This window comes from Streptomyces sp. TG1A-8, from assembly GCF_030499535.1.
GTDB lineage: Bacteria > Actinomycetota > Actinomycetes > Streptomycetales > Streptomycetaceae > Streptomyces.
This window is the reverse complement of the sequence record NZ_JASTLB010000001.1, coordinates 3,122,518-3,139,029: the sequence shown is the minus strand read 5'-3', so window position 1 is coordinate 3,139,029 and position 16,512 is coordinate 3,122,518. Positions and strand designations below refer to the sequence as shown.

Here is a 16,512-nt window from a genome sequence, read left to right as displayed (position 1 = left end):
GAGCCCGCACCATGACCGAGCGCAAGCCGCGCAAGGACGCCGCCCGCAACCGGGCCGCCGTCCTCGCGGCCGCCGACGACCTCTTCGCCCGCCGCGAGCACGCCGGGGACGTCACGATGGCCGACGTCGCGGCGGCGGCCGGGGTCGGCAAGGGGACGCTGTTCCGTGCCTTCGGCGACCGCACCGGGCTGATCCGCGCGCTGTACGCGGCCCGGCTGGAACCGGTGGAGCGGGCCGTCGCGCAGGGCCCGCCGCCGCTGGGCCCCGGCACCCCGCCGCTGGAACGCGTGCCCGCCCTGCTCGACGCCCTGCTGTGCTTCAAGTTCGACCACCGGCACCTGGGGCTGGCCCTGGAGGCGGCCAGCAGCGACAGCCCTTACACGGCGGACCACTACGAGCGCTGGCACACGCTGCTGCGGACCGTGCTGGAACAGGTCCCCGGCCTGGACGACGGCGACTTCACCGCCCACGCCCTGCTCGCCGCCGTCCGCGCCGACCTGGTCGAGCACCTGGCCGGCGCGCGGGGCGCGGGGTGCGAGGAACTGCGGGCGCGGCTGGCGGGGTTCGCGGCGCGGGTGCTGGGGTCCGGGGCTCCGGCGGGAGCGGGGACGGCGGGGTGATCGGTGCGGCGGGCGCGGCCCGCACCCGCGCACTCGGACGCGGGCCGCGCGCCGGGGCCGTCAGCGCCCGGAGGCGTACGGCAGGAAGGTCGCCCAGGCGGCGGGGGTGAGGGCGAGACGGGGGCCGTGCGGGTTCTTGGAGTCACGGACGAGGATGCGGCGGGGGACGGCGGCCACTTCGACGCAGGAGGGGCCGTCCGCTGTGCTGTAACTGCTCTTTATCCACTCCAGCTCGGAGATGTCTCCACCAGAGGGCTTGAGGGTCATGTCTCTCCCAGGATTCTCTCGATGAGGGTTAGCGACTCTTGTGGCGTGAGAGCTTGGGCTCGGATGATCCCGTAGCGCATGTCGAGGACGGTGGTTTCCTTGGGGTCGCAGAACACGCGGCTCGTGAGTGGCGCTTCGCTGAGTCCCACGGTGGCTCCGTCCTTGAGCTTGAGCAGTCGGAACGAGCCGTCGATGCCCGAGTTCTCCGCCCGGTCGAGGGGCAGGATCTGAAGGTCGACGTTGCGCAACCGGGTCGCCTCCAACAGACGTTCGAGTTGCCCGCGCATCACCATCTTGCCCCCGATCAAACGACGCAGCGTCGCTTCACACAGCACAAAGCTGAAAAGGGGTCGGGCCGTTGTGGTGCCTAGGATTTCCTGGCGAGCCAGCCGAGCGGAAATCTGCTGCTCCAACTCCTCCTCGGTGAACGGTGGCCGCCGCGAGTCGAACACGACCCGCGCGTACTGCTTCGTCTGCAACAACCCGTCGATGACCGAGTTGTTGTAGGAGCAGATCTCGACCGCCTCGGCTTCCAGGCGCTTCACGTCCCGTACCTTCTTCGGATACCGGACCTCCTCCACGTCCCTCTTCATCGCGGCGATCCGGCCGCCCGCCGCCAGTGCCTCGTCCGCGCGGTCCAGGTACTCGGGACGCGGGATGCGCCGTCCCCGCTCCACCGAGGAGACCAGCTCCTCGCCGTAGCCGATGGCCGCCCCGAACTCGGCCTGGGTCAGGCCCTTCGCCTGCCGCCACAGCTTCAGCTGGCGGACGACGGTGCGCATCACGGCACCGGCCTCCTCGTCGTCCAGCCCCGCTTCCCAGTCGCTCATGTGCGCCGTCCTCCCGTCGCGCCCTTCCCGGTCCAACCCGGCACGCCCGCGCCCGGTCACCCCGGACGGTCCGGACGGAACCGGACGTCCCGCGGACAGCCACCGACCGCACGGGCCACCGGTGTTCACAGATTAAGCACGAGTCGCCACGCTGAGTGACGTGAATCGGCAAAACGAGCGGACCGCCACGCCGGGCGCCCCGCTGCACCAGTTCTCCGTACCGCTCTCCGCCACGCGCCGGGGCGCGCGTCTGGCCCGGTTGCTCGCGGCCGAACGCCTCCAGGCCTGGGACCTGCCCCTGGACCCGGCCCGGCTGGTCGTGGCCGAACTCGCGGCGAACGCCGCCCTGCACGGCAGGGTCCCGGGCCGGAGTTTCCGGCTCACCCTCTCGGTCCCCGCGCCCCGGGTGCTGCGCGTCGAGGTGACGGACACCCGGGGCGACCGGCTGCCCGCCCGCCGGACCGCGGACGCGGAACCCGCCGGGTCCGGCTACGGGCTGTTGCTGGTGGGGGAGTTGGCGGACCGGTGGGGCGTGCGGACCGGACCGGTGCCGTGCAAGACCGTGTGGGCGGAGATGGACCTGGCCCCCTTGCGGTGACCCGCGCCGACGCGCCCCGGGCCGGAGCCCGGAAGCCCGGGGCGCGGTGGTGCGAGGCCCGGGGTCGCGGGCCGTAAAAAGACCAAAGAACCCTGGGAAAAAACCAACCCAACCAACCAAACCTCGCATAGGTCACCCGGGCGGGTGAAACCGGTCGGTGTGGCTGGCGTGGCGGCGGTTCGGACGTGCAGTCTCGCCCCGGGGCCATTCACCGGCCCCGACAGCTTGGCGACCGCACGACCCCACACATGCATCGGCCCCCGCCGGGACGGCAATCCCAGTGCGAGGGCCTGACCACCGAGGAAGAACGGACCTTCCCCATGGCTGAGAAGAAGCCTAACGCCGCGCCGCGCCCGAATCGGGGTGTTCGGCGATCGGCCACCCCCTCCGGGGTCACCCACGTACGCACGTACCAGTCGGGCCGGTACGTGGTCGTGGGCAACCACCTCGCCCAGCACCGCCGGTTGTCGCTGACCGCGATCGGGCTGGCCACCCACATCATGTCGGTGCCCGAGGGCACCCCGGTCGACATCCGCAGCCTCGCGGACCGCTTCCCCGAGGGGCGCGACCGGATCGCCTTCGCGCTGCGCGAGCTGGAGGCGCACGGCTACCTGGAGCGGGTCCGCGAGCACACGGAGTCGGGCCGCCTGGTCACGCGCACCTACGTCCACCACACCCCGGTCCCCGCCGTCGCCGGGGTGGCCGCGTCACCCGCCCGCGCCCGCACCACCCGCGCCCCCGTGGCGGTCGCGGACGTACGGGAGGGGCCCGAGGAGGACGGCCCGTCCCCCCGCGGAGCCACCGCCGCGGACACGCCCGGGGAGGAACCCGCGGCAGCCGCACCCCCGCCTCCACCGCGGGAGCGCGCCCCGCGCGACCGGCACCACGAGAGCGCCGTCACCCTCCTGGCGGGCCTGCGCCGCACCGACGACCGCCTCACCCTGTCCCTCCGGGACGTGAACAGACTGGCGCCGGGCGTCGTCGACTGGTTCGACAGCGGTGCCTCCGCCGCCGTCGTGCACCGCGCCCTGACCGCCGACCTCCCCCCGGTCGTCAAACACCCGGCCGGCCTGCTCGCCCACCGCCTGGGCGAACTCCTGCCCCCGCCGCTTCCCGCGCCGCCGCCCCCACCGGTCACCGCACCGGGGGCGGGACGCGCCCACGGCCCGCACCCCTTCCAGACCTGCGACGGCTGCGAACGTGCCTTCCGCGCCCCGACCCCGGGGCACTGCCGCGACTGCCGGTCCGGTCCGACGGCGGCGACGGCACCAGCGACCGGGACCACGTGCGCGGCCTGAACGTCCACCGCCCGCGGCCGTCCGAACGCCGACCGGTGCACCGCGCGCCGGAACCGGGGAACGGGAAGGCGTCGGACGCGTTCGCGGGTTGCGCCGCTTCCTTCCCGGGCCGACAGGGCGTCGGCAAAGGCGGGGTGGGGGCGGGCGTAGCGTAGAAGGTATGACGAAGTACGGATCTTTTCCCGGTACGCGTCCTCGTCGGCTGCGCACCACCCCTGTCATGCGCCGGATGGTCGCCGAGACCCGGCTGCACCCCGCCGACCTCATCCTCCCCGCGTTCGTCCGCGAGGGACTGAGCGAGCCGGCGCCGGTCGCGACCATGCCCGGGGTCGTGCAGCACACCCGCGACAGCCTGCGGAAGGCCGCGCTGGAGGCGGTGGAGGCCGGGGTCTCGGGGATCATGCTGTTCGGCGTCCCGGAGGAGGAGAAGAAGGACGCCCTGGGCACGGCCGGCACCGATCCGGACGGCATCCTCCAGGTCGCCCTGCGCGACGTGCGGGCCGAGGTCGGGGACGACCTGCTCGTCATGTCCGACCTGTGCCTGGACGAGTTCACCGACCACGGGCACTGCGGTGTGCTGGACGCCGGGGGGCGGGTCGACAACGACGCCACCCTGGAGCGGTACGCCGAGATGGCCCAGGTGCAGGCCGACGCGGGCGCCCACGTCGTCGGGCCGAGCGGGATGATGGACGGGCAGATCGGTGTCGTCCGCGACGCGCTGGACCAGATCGGCCGCGAGGACGTCGCGATCCTCGCCTACACCGCCAAGTACTCCTCCGCCTTCTACGGCCCCTTCCGCGACGCCGTGGAGTCGTCGCTGCAGGGCGACAGGAAGACCTACCAGCAGGATCCGGCCAACTGGCGCGACTCGCTGCGGGAGCTGGAGCTGGACCTCGCCGAGGGCGCCGACATGGTCATGGTCAAGCCGGCCGGCCCCTACCTCGACATCGTGGCCCGGGTCGCGGACGCCGTGGACGTGCCGGTCGCCGCCTACCAGATCTCCGGCGAGTACGCGATGATCGAGGCCGCCGCCGAGAAGGGCTGGATCGACCGGGACCGCGCCGTCATGGAGACCCTGACCGGCATCAAGCGGGCCGGCGCCCGCAACATCCTCACCTACTGGGCGATCGAGGCGGCGCGAAAGCTGCGCTGACGGACACGGCCGGAGATCGGTCCGGTACCGAAAAGGCGGCAGACCGGCCGCGGTTCGGCAACGGAACGAACTCGGTTCCGGGAACGTCCGGCCGCCCCCCGGGCAACACGCCGTGATCATGGGCGGATTTGCCCCGGAAAAGGGGCCCGGAACCCGCCCGGTGGGCGAACGGCGCGCGTCCGCGGCGGAACGACGCCTTCTTGCCAACCCTTTAATCTCTGCGTCTGGCCCGATCCGTTCCGGACAGGCCGGATGTCGATCCCTGGGGGGATGCAATGAACTGGTTCATCGAGGCGTTCAAGAAGTACGCGGTGTTCAGCGGGCGTGCGCGCCGCAAGGAGTACTGGATGTTCACGCTGTTCGCGTCGATCATCTACCTCGTGGTGGCGATCGCCGGTGCCGCGGTGAAGGCGCCGTGGCTCGTGGTCGTCGTCGCGCTCGTGTTCCTGCTGCCGGGCTGGGGCGTCACGGTGCGCCGGCTGCACGACACCGGCCGCTCCGGCTGGTGGATCCTGTTCGGCGTGGTCCCCCTCGCCGGCCCGATCACCCTGCTGGTCTTCTCCTGCACGGACAGCGAGACGGGCGCGAACAAGTACGGCCCGAACCCGAAGGAAGCCCCGGTGCTCGTGTAACACCGCGACGCCGGCCACGCGCCGCGCCCGGGGCCGCCCGGCCGTCGTCCGGGCGGCCCCGCGGCCCCATACGGCCCCCCGTACGGCCGCGCCCCTCCCGCGCCACCGGTCCCGGTCCCGGTCCCGGGCGCCCGGTGGCGACGGTGGCGGTCAGTCCCACCAGAAGCTCCAGACCGGCTCGCCGATCAGCTCCTCGGCGTAGGCACGCAGGGTGCCGTCGTCCGGGCCGTTCTGCGTGACGCCGTCCGGGCAGAACGCGAAGTGCTCCGCCGCCACCGCCTCGGCCTCGGCCCGGGTGGCCGGCGGGGCCGCCACGGAGACGACGAGGGTGTCGGGGCCGAGGGCCACGACCCGGACGCCGAAGCGGTCCTCCCAGGAGCGCAGGACCGCACAGAGCCGGGCCACGTCGCCCTCGTAGTCCACCGCACCGGTCCAGCCGATCGCCGCCGGGACGTCGGCCGAGCGGCGGGCCGGCACCAGGGCGAAGTGCGGCTCCTCGACCCAGTCGCGCGGGCCGCCCTCCAGCGCGTCGGCGACCGCGGCGGCACGGGTGTCCGGGTCGGCGCACAGGACGGCCGCCGGCGCCAGACCGGGCCACTCGTCCCCGAACGGCTCGATGTCCCCGGCGACTTCACCGTCGGCGGTCTCCTCCTCCCAGTACTCCGCGAGGACGTCCTCGGCGTCGTGGTCCCCCGGATACGACGCCTCGCCGGGCAGCAGGCCCCAGTCCTCCGGGCCGCCCCGGGAACCGCCCAGGTCCACGAGCACCGGCAGCAGCCCCACGCGGGCCGCCGGGGCGCCCAGGGCCTTCCAGGTGCCGGGCGCGGCCGGCTTCTGCGCGTACCACAGCAGGGGTTCGTGCCAGGGACCGTCGCCGGTGGCGTCGAGCAGCCGGCCCGGAGGCAGTCGCAGCCCGAGCGAACGCCCGCTCGGGTCGGTGGCCAGCCTGGGCAGCGGGTTGGGAAGAGTCGCCATGAGGGTGACTGTAAGGGTGGCCACTGACAACCGAGTTGGCGCGGGCGCGCCCCCGGGCGGCCCGGCGGTCACCCGGGGAGGGGGCGCGGGCCGGCGCGTGCACGGCAGCGGCCCCGGTCTCCTCCCCAGCGGGGGAGGAGACCGGGGCCGGAGAACCGCCGGTGCCGGTCAGAGCTTCTCCGGGGTGCGGATGCCCAGGAGGGCCATGCCGCGGTGCAGGGTGCGGGCCGTCAGGTCGACCAGGAAGAGGCGGTTCTCCACGACCTGGGCCGGGTTGTCGGCGGACAGCACCTGGCACTGGTCGTAGAACGTCGTCAGCAGCGAGGCGAGCTGGTACAGGTAGGCCGCCAGCTTGTGCGGCTCGTAGGAGCCCGCCACCTCCAGGACCGTCTCCGCGAACTGGTCCAGGTGCAGGCCCAGCGCCCGCTCCGCCGGGGCCAGTGCCAGCTCCGGGTGGGCCGCGGGACGGGCCTCGCCGGCCTTGCGCAGGATGGACTGGACACGGGCGTAGGCGTACTGGAGGTACACCGAGGTGTCGCCGTTCAGCGAGACCATCTGGTCCAGGTCGAACTTGTAGTCCCGCACGGCGGACGTCGACAGGTCCGCGTACTTCACCGCGCCGATGCCGACGTGGCGGCCGTTCTCGGCGATCTCCTCCTCCGTCAGGCCCACCTTCCCGGCCTTCTCCCGCACGACCGCCGTGGCCCGCTCGACCGCCTCGTCCAGCAGGTCCTCCAGCTTGACCGTCTCGCCCTCACGCGTCTTGAACGGCTTGCCGTCCCTGCCCAGCACCGTGCCGAAGGCCAGCTGGTGCGCCGTGACGTCGTCGCCCAGCCAGCCGGCCCGCCGCGCGGTCTCGAAGACCATCCGGAAGTGCAGGGCCTGCCGGGCGTCCACCACGTACAGCAGCGTGTCCGCCTTGAGGTTGAAGACGCGGTCGCGGATCGCGGACAGGTCGGTGGCCGCGTAGCCGTAACCGCCGTCCGACTTCTGCACGATCAGCGGGACCGGCTTGCCGTCCGGACCCTTGACGTCCTCGAAGAAGACGCACAGGGCGCCCTCCGAGCGGACCGCCACCCCGGACTCCTCCAGCAGGCGGCAGGTCTCGGCCAGCATGTCGTTGTAGCCGGACTCGCCGACGATGTCGGGGTCCCGGACCTCCACGTCCAGCTTCTCGAAGACGGAGAAGAAGTAGATCTTCGACTCGTCCACGAACCGCTGCCAGGTGGCGAGGGTGTGCGGGTCGCCGGCCTGGAGGTCCACCACCCGGCGCCGGGCCCGCGTCTTGAACTCCTCGTCGGAGTCGAACAGCCGGCGCGCGGCCTTGTAGAGGCGGTCGAGGTTCGACATCGCCTCCTCGCCCGACACCCGGGCGTCCTTGTGGTCCAGCTCGTGCGGGTGCTCGTCCAGGTACTGGATGAGCATGCCGAACTGGGTGCCCCAGTCGCCGATGTGGTGGCGCCGGACCACGTTCTCGCCGGTGAACTCCAGGAGCTGGACGACCGCGTCGCCGATGACCGCCGAGCGCAGGTGGCCGACGTGCATCTCCTTCGCCACGTTCGGCTGGGCGTAGTCGATCACCGTCGTGCCCGGGTGAGCCGCGTACGGCACGCCCAGGCGGCCCGAGTCGTCCGCGTACCGCGCGGCCAGGTTCTCGGTGATCGCCCGGTCCGCGACGGTGATGTTGAGGAAGCCGGGCCCGGAGACCTCGACGTCCTCGATCACCGCACCGGTGGCGATCCGGGAGACGACCCGGGTGGCCAGCTCCCGCGGGTTGGCCTTCGCCTTCTTGGCGAGGGCCAGGATCCCGTTGGCCTGGTAGTCGGCCCGGTCGCTCCGCCGCAGCAGCGGGTCCGCGCCGGCGGCCTCGGGCAGGGTGGCCGAGAGGGCGGACGCGAGGTGCTGCTGGACGGAGTCGCTGAGGGACGTGACCGAGGCCATGGGGTGGCTGCCGTTCTGCTCGGGTTCCGGACGTACTACGGAAGCCGAGTATCCCACGCGGTGAAAAGCGGTTTTCGCGCACGCGGCACCGCCTGGGACAATGGAGGGGCCAGCCGTGCGACCGTACCGGCTGCCCGAGGAGAAAGAAGGACGTGCCGATCGTGGCTCAGAGCACCGAGACCACCGACTGGGTCTCCCGTTTCGCGGATGAGGTCATCGAGGAATCGGAGCGCCGTGCCCCGGGCAAACCGGTCGTCGTCGCCTCCGGACTGTCCCCGTCCGGTCCGATCCACCTGGGCAACCTGCGCGAGGTCATGACCCCGCACCTGGTCGCCGACGAGATCCGCCGCCGCGGGCGCCGGGTGCGGCACCTGATCTCCTGGGACGACTACGACCGCTACCGCAAGGTCCCGGCGGGCGTCCCCGGCATCGACGCGTCGTGGGCCGAGCACATCGGCAAGCCGCTGACCTCCGTGCCCGCCCCGGAGGGCTCCCCGCACCCGAACTGGGCCGAGCACTTCAAGGCCGCGATGATCGAGTCGCTGGCCGAGATGGGCGTGGAGTTCGACGGGATCAGCCAGGCGGCGCAGTACACCTCCGGCGCCTACCGCGAGCAGATCCTGCACGCCATGAAGCACCGCGGTGACATCGACGCCGTCCTCGACCAGTACCGGACCAAGCCCAAGCAGGCCGGCAAGAAGCAGCAGAAGCCGGTGGACGAGGCCGAGCTGGAGGCCGAGGAGGGCTCGGGCGCCGCCTCCGAGGACGACGGCAGCTCCGGCTCCGCCGGGTACTTCCCGTACAAGCCGTACTGCGGCAACTGCGAGAAGGACCTGACGACCGTCACCTCGTACGACGACGACACCACCGAGCTGGCGTACACCTGCACCGCCTGCGGCTTCGAGGAGACCGTCCGGCTCAGCGAGTTCGACCGCGGCAAGCTGGTCTGGAAGGTCGACTGGCCGATGCGCTGGGCCTACGAGGGCGTGATCTTCGAGCCGAGCGGCGTCGACCACTCCTCCCCGGGGTCCTCCTTCCAGGTCGGCGGGCAGATCGTCGGGATCTTCGGCGGCGAGCAGCCCATCGGTCCCATGTACGCCTTCGTGGGCATCTCCGGCATGGCCAAGATGTCGTCCTCGCGCGGTGGCGTGCCCGTCCCGGCCGACGCGCTGAAGATCATGGAGCCGCAGCTGCTGCGCTGGCTGTACGCCCGGCGCCGGCCCAACCAGTCCTTCAAGATCGCCTTCGACCAGGAGATCCAGCGGCTGTACGACGAGTGGGACAAGCTCGTCGCCAAGGTCGCCGACGGCTCCGCCCTCCCGGCCGACGTCGCCGCCTACACCCGGGCCGTGGGCACGGCCTCCGGCGAACTGCCGAAGACCCCGCGGCCGCTGCCCTACCGCACGCTCGCGTCCGTCGCCGACATCACCGCCGGCCACCAGGACCAGGCCCTGCGCATCCTGTCCGAGCTGGACCCGGCCAACCCGCTGTCCTCCCTGGACGAGGCGCGGCCCCGCTTCGACCGGGCCGAGTCCTGGATCAACACGCACGTCCCCGCCGACCAGCGGACCGTCGTGCGCGACGAACCCGACGTCGACCTGCTCAAGTCCCTGGACGAGGCGTCCCAGCGGTCCGTGCGGCTGCTGCTCGACGGACTCGCCGACAACTGGTCCCTCGACGGGCTGACCCACCTCGTGTACGGCGTGCCGAAGGTGCAGGCCGGCTTCCCGGCCGACGCCACGCCCAAGGAGCTGCCGCCGGAGATTAAGACGGCCCAGCGGTCGTTCTTCGCCCTGCTCTACCACCTGCTGGTCGGCCGGGACACCGGGCCGCGGCTGCCGACGCTGCTGCTGGCCGTGGGGCAGGAGCGGGTGCGGACCCTGCTCGGGGAGTGAGCGCGGGCGGACGGTGACGGCGAAGGGGCCCCCGGGCGGGGGCCCCTTCGTCATGCGCCGCCATCCGTGCGCCGTGGTCTCCGTGCCGCGGTCCGCGCGCCGCCGCCTACGCGATGTGGTCCTCCTCCAGCTCCGCCAGGTGGCGCTGCTGGAAGCGTTCCGCCAGGGTCTTCAGCTCGCCGGGGCTCAGCGTCGTCCCGTACGTCGCCTGGATGTTGTCGCCCAGGACGCGGGGCGTGGGGTAACTGCCGTCTATCGACTGCCGGAAGACCAGGTAGTAGTCCTCCTCGCCCGGCTCGGAGCCGCCCCCCTCACCCAGCTCGCGGGTGCGGCCGGGGCTCACCGGGATGGGGAAGCTGCCGGTCTCCTCCGGGGAGGGCTGCTGGAACTGCTCCGGGGGCTGCTCCTCGTACCAGTCCCCGTACTCCTCCTCGGGGGCGTACTGCGGTTCGGGACCGGGGTCGTACGTGGGGTCGTAGCCGCCGTGGTAGTCCACCTCGCGGGGAGCCTGGAACCACGGGCTCGCCTCCTCGGCCGGGGCGGGCTCCGGCTCCCCGGCCCTGCGGCCGGGCAGTTCGGGGCGCTGCTCGCCGGAGGGGGCCGTGCGCCGCGGGACCGGCGTCCCGCCGGCGGTGACGGCGCCGGCGCTCCGGTCGTCCGCGGCCGCCACCGCCGGTACCAGCGCCGGCTCGATGCCCGCCGCCGCCAGGCCCGCCGGGGCCGTCTGGGCCAGCGGGACGCCGTACCGGGCCAGCCGCAGCGGCATCAGCGACTCCACCGGAGCCTTCCTGCGCCACGCGCGGCCGAAGCGGGAGCGGAGCCTGGCCTGGTAGACGAGACGTTCCTGCTCCAGCTTGATGACCTGTTCGTAGGAGCGCAGCTCCCACAGCTTCATGCGGCGCCACAGCAGGAACGTCGGGACCGGCGAGAGCAGCCAGCGGGTGAGCCGGACGCCCTCCATGTGCTTGTCGGCCGTGATGTCCGCGATGCGGCCGATGGCGTGCCGGGCCGCCTCGACGGAGACCACGAACAGCACCGGGATCACCGCGTGCATGCCCACGCCCAGCGGGTCCGGCCAGGCGGCGGCGCCGTTGAAGGCGATCGTCGCCGCCGTCAGCAGCCAGGCCGTCTGGCGCAGCAGCGGGAAGGGGATGCGGATCCAGGTCAGCAGCAGGTCCAGGGCGAGCAGGACGCAGATGCCCGCGTCGATGCCGACCGGGAACACGTAGGCGAAGTTCCCGAAGCCCTTCTGGATGGCCAGCTCACGGACGGCCGCGTACGAGCCGGCGAAGCCGATGCCGGCGATGATCATGGCGCCGGTCACGACCACGCCGATGAGAACACGGTGCATCCGAGTCAGCTGCAGTGGCGCGGCCACTCGTACTCCCCTCCCATTGCGTGTTGTTGCGCGCAACAGAGTGGCACGCGTGTGCGGTGGACGTGTTGTCGGTCAGTTCTTCGCGGCGGACGCCTGCAACGGCGAGGCCTTGGGGGAGGGGGGCTTCGACGCCGCCCCGGAGGCCGACTTCGACGGGGACGCGGACTTCGGCGAGGACGCCGAGGCCGACTTCGTGGGCGCGGCCGGCGTCGTCGTGGCCGAACCCGCCCCGGAGCCCTTGCCGTTGGCGGCCGCGACGGAGGCGGCCACCTCCTTGACGGCCCGCTGCGCGGCCTTCGTCAGGTCGCCGGCGTCCGGGGTCTTCTCGCCCGCCAGACCGGCGCCGTTGTAGTCGACGGTGACGACGACGTTCTCCACCCGCGCCACGACCGTCTGCTGCTTGAAGGCGCCTTCCTTCTTCTTCAGGTCGTAGCGCACCGCGGTCGCCTCGTCGCCCGTGCCCGTGACCGGCTGCACCTCGGTGTTCTTCGCGCCGTCCACGGCCTGCGCGTCCTTGACCTGCTGCGCGTAGTACGTGTGCGCCTGCTCGTCGCCGGAGCCGCGGGTGGCGTCCGAGTCGAAGCGCAGGAGCGAGATGTTCAGCCAGCGGAACTGGGAGCCCTTGACACCGTTGTTGTCCAGGCTGCTCCAGGAGCAGGAGGAACGGGTGGAGATGTCGTCGCTGCCGCCCTCCTTGCCGGACTTGACGCCCTTCGGCACCAGGTCGGCCAGTGTCCCCTTCGACAGCACCGCGCACGGCGCGGGCAGCGTCCGGTACGCGGCGGCCCGGACGGTCGGCGACGCGCTGGCCGAGGCCTGCCCGGAGCCGCTGCCGGTGCTCGGCGACGCGGAGGCGTCGACGGTGCCCTTGTCGTCGCCGGAGTCCGAGGAGCAGGCGGCGGTCACCAGCACCGCGGGAACGGCTGCCGCGCAGACGAGGGCGCGGCGCAGGCGCTTGGCTCGCTGGTCACCCCCCCACCGCCTGGACGGCGCGGAAGGTGCCCCCTGGGCACGGTCGTCTCGCTGGGCTGCTCGCTGCATGGTTCCTTCGCTCATGACACTCGGTGTTCGTGCGGGTTCCTGCGGGGCCACGGTACGCGGTGGGGGAGCGGTGCGGCTCGCGTCACGCGTGGTGCGGGCGGGACGCACGGGGTCCGCGGGCCGGTCAGCCGTTGAGGACGTCGGCCAGCCGGGAGGCCAGGTTCCGGGCCCTGTCCTGCATCTCCTCGCTGTCCGGGACCGCTCCGGTGGCCATCGGCTGCTCCTCGTACTGGAGGGTGACGATGACGTTGGACGTGCGGAACACCACAGTCACCGTGCGCTGTTCGGCCGTCGACCCGGAGGCGTCGAGCCGGTCGTCGAGGTAGGCCTCGTCACCGAGACCGGACAGCACGCGGGGCTGCAGGTCGGCCGGCGCGGTGCCGGAGGAGCCGGGGCCGCCGGACGGAGCGCCGGCTCCGGACGCGGCGGAGGCACCGCCGGCGGACGCGGAGGCCCCCCCGCCGCTCGGGGACGCCGACGGGCCGGCCGGCGCACCGCCGGCGGAGGCGGCGGGGGAACTCGGCTCCGGGAGGTCGGCGGCCGTCTCCTTCTCCTGGAACAGCCTGCGCGCCTGGTCGTCGTCGCTGACCGCGGTGTCGTACGACACCACCCGCTCGAAGTCCACCGACAGGCGGTCCGTGGCGTCGGCCGACTCCACCTTCCAGTGACAGCCCACCCTGCGGTCGGTGTTGTAGGTGAGCGTGGCCTCGCCCTGGTACGCCCCGTCCTGCTGGACGGGGTCGGTGAGCTGCCGGATGCCGGGCAGCAGGGTGTCGAGGGTGTCGTGGCCGACCGCGCCGCAGGGCTCGGGGAGGCTGCGGTACCTGCCGGGCCGGGCCGCGGCCGCCGCGGTGCCCGTGTCGCCCGGATTGGCGTCGTCCGTCGGGCCGTCGCCCCCGGAACCGCTCGTGCAGCCGGCCAGTACCGCCGCGAGGAGGGCGGCGGTCGCGGATACGTACGCCTTCCGCTGCACGGTCGGGCTCCTCTCGACGGGTCGCTCGCTGGTCCGGCGCCCCCCGCCGGTTATTCGCTTGCCGCGACGGGGCGCGTCCTGGAGACAATGTGTATCGCACGCACTGCTGTGGACGCCGGTCCCTTGTCCCTTTCCACCGATCTCGGCGCCGCTTTTGCGTTATGCCGCCCATGGGCCTTTTGCCGTCGATTCCGGGGGAACGAGGAAGACATGCCGTACGTGGAGATGCCCGGCGCGAGGGTACCGATCCGGTTGTGGACCGACCCCGCGACCGTCGAGGACGTGGCCCTGCGCCAGCTGCAGAACGTGGCCACCCTGCCCTGGATCAAGGGCCTGGCCGTGATGCCGGACGTCCACTACGGGAAGGGCGCGACGGTCGGTTCGGTCATCGCCATGCAGGGGGCGGTGTGCCCCGCCGCGGTGGGGGTGGACATCGGGTGCGGGATGTCGGCGGTCAAGACGTCCCTGACCGAGAACGACCTGCCCGGTGACCTGTCCCGGCTCCGGTCGAGGATCGAGCAGGCGATCCCGGTGGGCCGGGGCATGCACGGGGACCCGGTGGACCCGGGCGGCTTCCACGGCCTGGCCACCGCGGGATGGGAGGAGTTCTGGGGGCGGTTCGACGGGGTCGCGGACCCGGTCAAGTTCCGCCGGGAACGGGCCGCGAAGCAGATGGGGACGCTCGGATCGGGCAACCACTTCATCGAAGTGTGCACGGACACGGACGGTTCGGTCTGGCTGATGCTCCACTCCGGTTCCCGGAACATCGGCAAGGAACTCGCCGAGCACCACATCGGCGTGGCCCGGAAACTCCCGCACAACCAGGGCCTGGTCGACCGCGACCTCGCCGTCTTCGTCGCCGACACCCCGCAGATGGCGGCCTACCGCAACGACCTGTTCTGGGCCCAGGAGTACGCCAGGTACAACCGCACGCTCATGATGGCGCTCCTGAAGGACGTGGTCCGCAAGGAGTTCAAGAAGGCCCGGCCGGTCTTCGAGCAGGAGATCTCGTGCCACCACAACTACGTGGCGCAGGAGCGCTACGAGGGCATGGACCTGCTGGTCACCCGCAAGGGCGCGATCCGCGCGGGCTCGGGTGACCACGGGATCATCCCCGGTTCGATGGGCACGGGTTCGTACATCGTGAAGGGCCTCGGCAACGACGCGTCCTTCAACTCCGCCTCGCACGGCGCGGGCCGGCGCATGAGCCGCAACGCGGCCAAGCGGCGGTTCTCGACCAGGGACCTGGAGGAGCAGACGCGGGGCGTGGAGTGCCGCAAGGACTCCGGGGTGGTGGACGAGATCCCGGGCGCCTACAAGTCGATCGACCAGGTCATCGACCAGCAGCGGGACCTGGTGGAGGTCGTGGCCAAGCTGAAGCAGGTCGTCTGCGTCAAGGGCTGACGCCGCTCGCCGCCCCGTCCGGCGGGCCGGGACCGTTCCGGCCCGCCGTGCCGTCCGCGCGGGCGGGGATCCGGGCAGGCGGCCCGGGGGGCCGGGCGCCCGGCCCGGTCACTTGGCGTGCCGCACCGCGTAGATCATCACGAACGCCACGAAGTGGATGCCGAAGAGGAAGTACGCCAGGAAGTACCAGACCTTGCGCTCGTCCTTCGCCTCCTGGGCCAGCCGGCGCCTTTCGAACGGGTCCCGGCCGTCGTCGGCCGTCACGACTCCCGGTGCACCTTGGTGTTGGACGCCTGGGCGCGCGGGCGCAGGACCAGCAGGTCGACGTTGACGTGGCTGGGGCGGGTGACCGCCCAGGTGATCGTCTCGGCGACGTCGTCCGCGGTGAGGGGTTCGGCGACGCCCTCGTAGACCTTCGCCGCCCGCTCCCTGTCGCCGCCGAAGCGGGTCAGCGCGAACTCGTCGGTCCTGACCATGCCGGGCGCGATCTCGACGACGCGGACCGGCTGCCCGACGATCTCCAGGCGCAGGGTCTCGGCGAGCACGTGGGCGCCGTGCTTGGCGGCGACGTAGCCCGCGCCGCCCTCGTACGTGCCGTGGCCGGCGGTGGAGGACACCACGACGACCACGCCGTCACCGCTCGCGACCAGTTTGGGGAGCAGGGCCTGGGTGAGGTTCAGGGTGCCGATGACGTTCGTCTCGTACATCGTGCGCCAGTCGGCGGGGTCGCCGGTGGCCACCGGATCGGCGCCGAGCGCGCCGCCGGCGTTGTTGACCAGCACGCCGATCGTCCGGAAGGCCGTCGCGAACTCGTCGACGGCCGCGCGGTCCGTCACGTCCAGCTGGTACGCCGTCGCCGAGTGGCCCGCCGCGCCGATCTCCTCCGCCAGCGCCTCGATGCGGTCCTTGCGGCGGGCGGTGAGGACGACGCGGTAACCGGCCGCGGCGAGCTGCCGGGCCGTGGCGGCACCGATGCCGCTGCTCGCACCGGTGACGACGGCGATGCGGGAGGCGGCGGACGGGGCGGCGGGGGCCATGGGCTGCTCCTGGAAGGTCGGGACGTCTGCGGTCGGCTCCGTCCAGCGTAGGCGAGGCTCAACCGCCGTTCCGCGGCGCCCACATGATCACGGCCATGCCGGTCAGGCAGATCGCGGCTCCGGCGAGGTCGAAGCGGTCGGGGCGGTAGCCGTCGGCGACCGCGCCCCACAGGAGCGAGCCGGCCACGAAGACGCCGCCGTAGGCGGCCAGGACACGGCCGAAGTGGGCGTCGGGCTGCACGGTGGCGACGAAGCCGTACGCACCGAGCGCGAGGACGCCGCCGGTGGTCCACAGCCAGCCGCGGTGTTCGCGCACGCCCTGCCAGACGAGCCAGGCGCCCCCGATCTCGAAGAGGGCCGCGACGACGAAGAGGGCGGCGGAGCGCAGGACCGTCATGGGGGGCAGCCTCGCACGCCGCTGCTCCGCCCGCGGCGGCCGGCACCCGGACCGGGGTCTTCGCGGCCCGTAC

Annotated in this window: 17 protein-coding genes; 7 read left to right on the top strand and 10 right to left on the bottom strand. The window is 72.7% G+C overall.

Features of this window, described 5'->3' with window-relative positions; translation table 11 throughout:
* The first annotated feature begins 11 nt into the window (after positions 1-11).
* Entirely contained in the window at positions 12-620 is a 609-nt protein-coding gene (locus tag QQY24_RS13510; protein WP_301972943.1) for a TetR family transcriptional regulator, read from the top strand.
* 60 nt (positions 621-680) lie between these two features.
* On the opposite strand, the gene QQY24_RS13505 is transcribed toward QQY24_RS13510, so the two are convergent.
* Both QQY24_RS13505 and QQY24_RS13500 read right to left on the bottom strand, forming a co-directional pair.
* A complete protein-coding gene (locus QQY24_RS13505) occupies positions 681-887 on the bottom strand; it encodes a DUF397 domain-containing protein (RefSeq protein WP_301972942.1) in 207 nt (68 codons plus the stop codon).
* On the bottom strand, positions 884-1,717 hold the full coding sequence (locus QQY24_RS13500) for a helix-turn-helix transcriptional regulator (RefSeq protein ID WP_301972941.1): 834 nt from the start codon (positions 1,715-1,717) through the stop codon (positions 884-886). The genes QQY24_RS13505 and QQY24_RS13500 overlap by 4 nt, the downstream gene beginning before the upstream one ends.
* Before the next feature lie 160 nt (positions 1,718-1,877).
* On the opposite strand from QQY24_RS13500, the gene QQY24_RS13495 reads away from it, so the two are divergent.
* The 4 genes from QQY24_RS13495 to QQY24_RS13480 all read left to right on the top strand — a co-directional run bounded on the left by QQY24_RS13495 (position 1,878) and on the right by QQY24_RS13480 (position 5,398).
* Positions 1,878-2,315, top strand: coding sequence for an ATP-binding protein (locus QQY24_RS13495; protein ID WP_301972940.1), 438 nt, complete (start codon positions 1,878-1,880; stop codon positions 2,313-2,315).
* Between the two features lie 320 nt (positions 2,316-2,635).
* On the top strand, positions 2,636-3,613 hold the full coding sequence (locus QQY24_RS13490) for a helix-turn-helix domain-containing protein (RefSeq protein WP_301972939.1): 978 nt from the start codon (positions 2,636-2,638) through the stop codon (positions 3,611-3,613).
* A gap of 160 nt (positions 3,614-3,773) precedes the next feature.
* Positions 3,774-4,766 (top strand): porphobilinogen synthase, encoded by a 993-nt coding sequence (hemB, locus tag QQY24_RS13485; protein WP_301972938.1) that lies wholly within the window; start codon positions 3,774-3,776, stop codon positions 4,764-4,766.
* A 275-nt stretch (positions 4,767-5,041) separates the two neighbouring features.
* Positions 5,042-5,398, top strand: coding sequence for a DUF805 domain-containing protein (locus QQY24_RS13480; RefSeq protein ID WP_301972937.1), 357 nt, complete (start codon positions 5,042-5,044; stop codon positions 5,396-5,398).
* A 150-nt stretch (positions 5,399-5,548) separates the two neighbouring features.
* Here the strand turns inward: QQY24_RS13480 and QQY24_RS13475 are convergent, their stop codons facing one another.
* Positions 5,549-6,373, bottom strand: a complete 825-nt coding sequence (locus QQY24_RS13475) for a DUF4253 domain-containing protein (RefSeq protein WP_301972936.1) — start codon at positions 6,371-6,373, stop codon at positions 5,549-5,551.
* 168 nt (positions 6,374-6,541) lie between these two features.
* Positions 6,542-8,314 (bottom strand): arginine--tRNA ligase, encoded by a 1,773-nt coding sequence (argS, locus tag QQY24_RS13470; RefSeq protein ID WP_301972935.1) that lies wholly within the window; start codon positions 8,312-8,314, stop codon positions 6,542-6,544.
* 152 nt (positions 8,315-8,466) lie between these two features.
* Here argS and lysS point away from each other — a divergent pair, with 152 nt between their 5' ends.
* Positions 8,467-10,209 carry a lysine--tRNA ligase gene (lysS, locus tag QQY24_RS13465; RefSeq protein ID WP_301972934.1) on the top strand — a complete coding sequence of 581 codons (1,743 nt, stop codon included), beginning with the start codon at positions 8,467-8,469 and terminating at the stop codon, positions 10,207-10,209.
* 106 nt (positions 10,210-10,315) lie between these two features.
* On the opposite strand, the gene QQY24_RS13460 is transcribed toward lysS, so the two are convergent.
* The 3 genes from QQY24_RS13460 to QQY24_RS13450 all read right to left on the bottom strand — a co-directional run bounded on the left by QQY24_RS13460 (position 10,316) and on the right by QQY24_RS13450 (position 13,601).
* Positions 10,316-11,560: a DUF2637 domain-containing protein gene (locus tag QQY24_RS13460; protein ID WP_301972933.1), complete on the bottom strand. Its 1,245-nt coding sequence runs from the start codon at positions 11,558-11,560 to the stop codon at positions 10,316-10,318.
* A gap of 99 nt (positions 11,561-11,659) precedes the next feature.
* Complete coding sequence (locus tag QQY24_RS13455; protein ID WP_301972932.1) at positions 11,660-12,643, bottom strand: DUF3558 domain-containing protein; 984 nt, start codon at positions 12,641-12,643, stop codon at positions 11,660-11,662.
* 109 nt (positions 12,644-12,752) lie between these two features.
* Entirely contained in the window at positions 12,753-13,601 is an 849-nt protein-coding gene (locus QQY24_RS13450) for a DUF3558 domain-containing protein (protein WP_301972931.1), read from the bottom strand.
* A gap of 210 nt (positions 13,602-13,811) precedes the next feature.
* Here QQY24_RS13450 and QQY24_RS13445 point away from each other — a divergent pair, with 210 nt between their 5' ends.
* Positions 13,812-15,005 (top strand): RtcB family protein, encoded by a 1,194-nt coding sequence (locus QQY24_RS13445; protein ID WP_301972929.1) that lies wholly within the window; start codon positions 13,812-13,814, stop codon positions 15,003-15,005.
* A gap of 108 nt (positions 15,006-15,113) precedes the next feature.
* Here QQY24_RS13445 and QQY24_RS13440 read toward each other — a convergent pair whose 3' ends face one another.
* Genes QQY24_RS13440 through QQY24_RS13430 form a run of 3 tightly spaced genes read right to left on the bottom strand, consistent with a single transcriptional unit; the run spans position 15,114 to position 16,439 of the window.
* Complete coding sequence (locus tag QQY24_RS13440) at positions 15,114-15,269, bottom strand: hypothetical protein (protein ID WP_301972928.1); 156 nt, start codon at positions 15,267-15,269, stop codon at positions 15,114-15,116.
* Positions 15,266-16,042 carry an SDR family NAD(P)-dependent oxidoreductase gene (locus QQY24_RS13435; protein ID WP_301972927.1) on the bottom strand — a complete coding sequence of 259 codons (777 nt, stop codon included), beginning with the start codon at positions 16,040-16,042 and terminating at the stop codon, positions 15,266-15,268. The genes QQY24_RS13440 and QQY24_RS13435 overlap by 4 nt, the downstream gene beginning before the upstream one ends.
* Positions 16,043-16,100: 58 nt before the next feature.
* Complete coding sequence (locus QQY24_RS13430) at positions 16,101-16,439, bottom strand: YnfA family protein (protein WP_301972926.1); 339 nt, start codon at positions 16,437-16,439, stop codon at positions 16,101-16,103.
* Positions 16,440-16,512 lie beyond the last annotated feature (73 nt).

Bases quoted from the DNA above. Each gene is read 5' to 3' on its own strand.
- QQY24_RS13510 (WP_301972943.1), top strand. From the start codon at position 12: ATGACCGAGCGCAAGCCGCGCAAGGACGCCGCCCGCAACCGGGCCGCC.
- QQY24_RS13505 (WP_301972942.1), bottom strand. From the start codon at position 887: ATGACCCTCAAGCCCTCTGGTGGAGACATCTCCGAGCTGGAGTGGATA.
- QQY24_RS13500 (WP_301972941.1), bottom strand. From the start codon at position 1,717: ATGAGCGACTGGGAAGCGGGGCTGGACGACGAGGAGGCCGGTGCCGTG.
- QQY24_RS13490 (WP_301972939.1), top strand. From the start codon at position 2,636: ATGGCTGAGAAGAAGCCTAACGCCGCGCCGCGCCCGAATCGGGGTGTT.
- hemB (WP_301972938.1), top strand. From the start codon at position 3,774: ATGACGAAGTACGGATCTTTTCCCGGTACGCGTCCTCGTCGGCTGCGC.
- QQY24_RS13480 (WP_301972937.1), top strand. From the start codon at position 5,042: ATGAACTGGTTCATCGAGGCGTTCAAGAAGTACGCGGTGTTCAGCGGG.
- QQY24_RS13475 (WP_301972936.1), bottom strand. From the start codon at position 6,373: ATGGCGACTCTTCCCAACCCGCTGCCCAGGCTGGCCACCGACCCGAGC.
- argS (WP_301972935.1), bottom strand. From the start codon at position 8,314: ATGGCCTCGGTCACGTCCCTCAGCGACTCCGTCCAGCAGCACCTCGCG.
- QQY24_RS13460 (WP_301972933.1), bottom strand. From the start codon at position 11,560: ATGCACCGTGTTCTCATCGGCGTGGTCGTGACCGGCGCCATGATCATC.
- QQY24_RS13455 (WP_301972932.1), bottom strand. From the start codon at position 12,643: ATGAGCGAAGGAACCATGCAGCGAGCAGCCCAGCGAGACGACCGTGCC.
- QQY24_RS13445 (WP_301972929.1), top strand. From the start codon at position 13,812: ATGCCGTACGTGGAGATGCCCGGCGCGAGGGTACCGATCCGGTTGTGG.
- QQY24_RS13435 (WP_301972927.1), bottom strand. From the start codon at position 16,042: ATGGCCCCCGCCGCCCCGTCCGCCGCCTCCCGCATCGCCGTCGTCACC.
- QQY24_RS13430 (WP_301972926.1), bottom strand. From the start codon at position 16,439: ATGACGGTCCTGCGCTCCGCCGCCCTCTTCGTCGTCGCGGCCCTCTTC.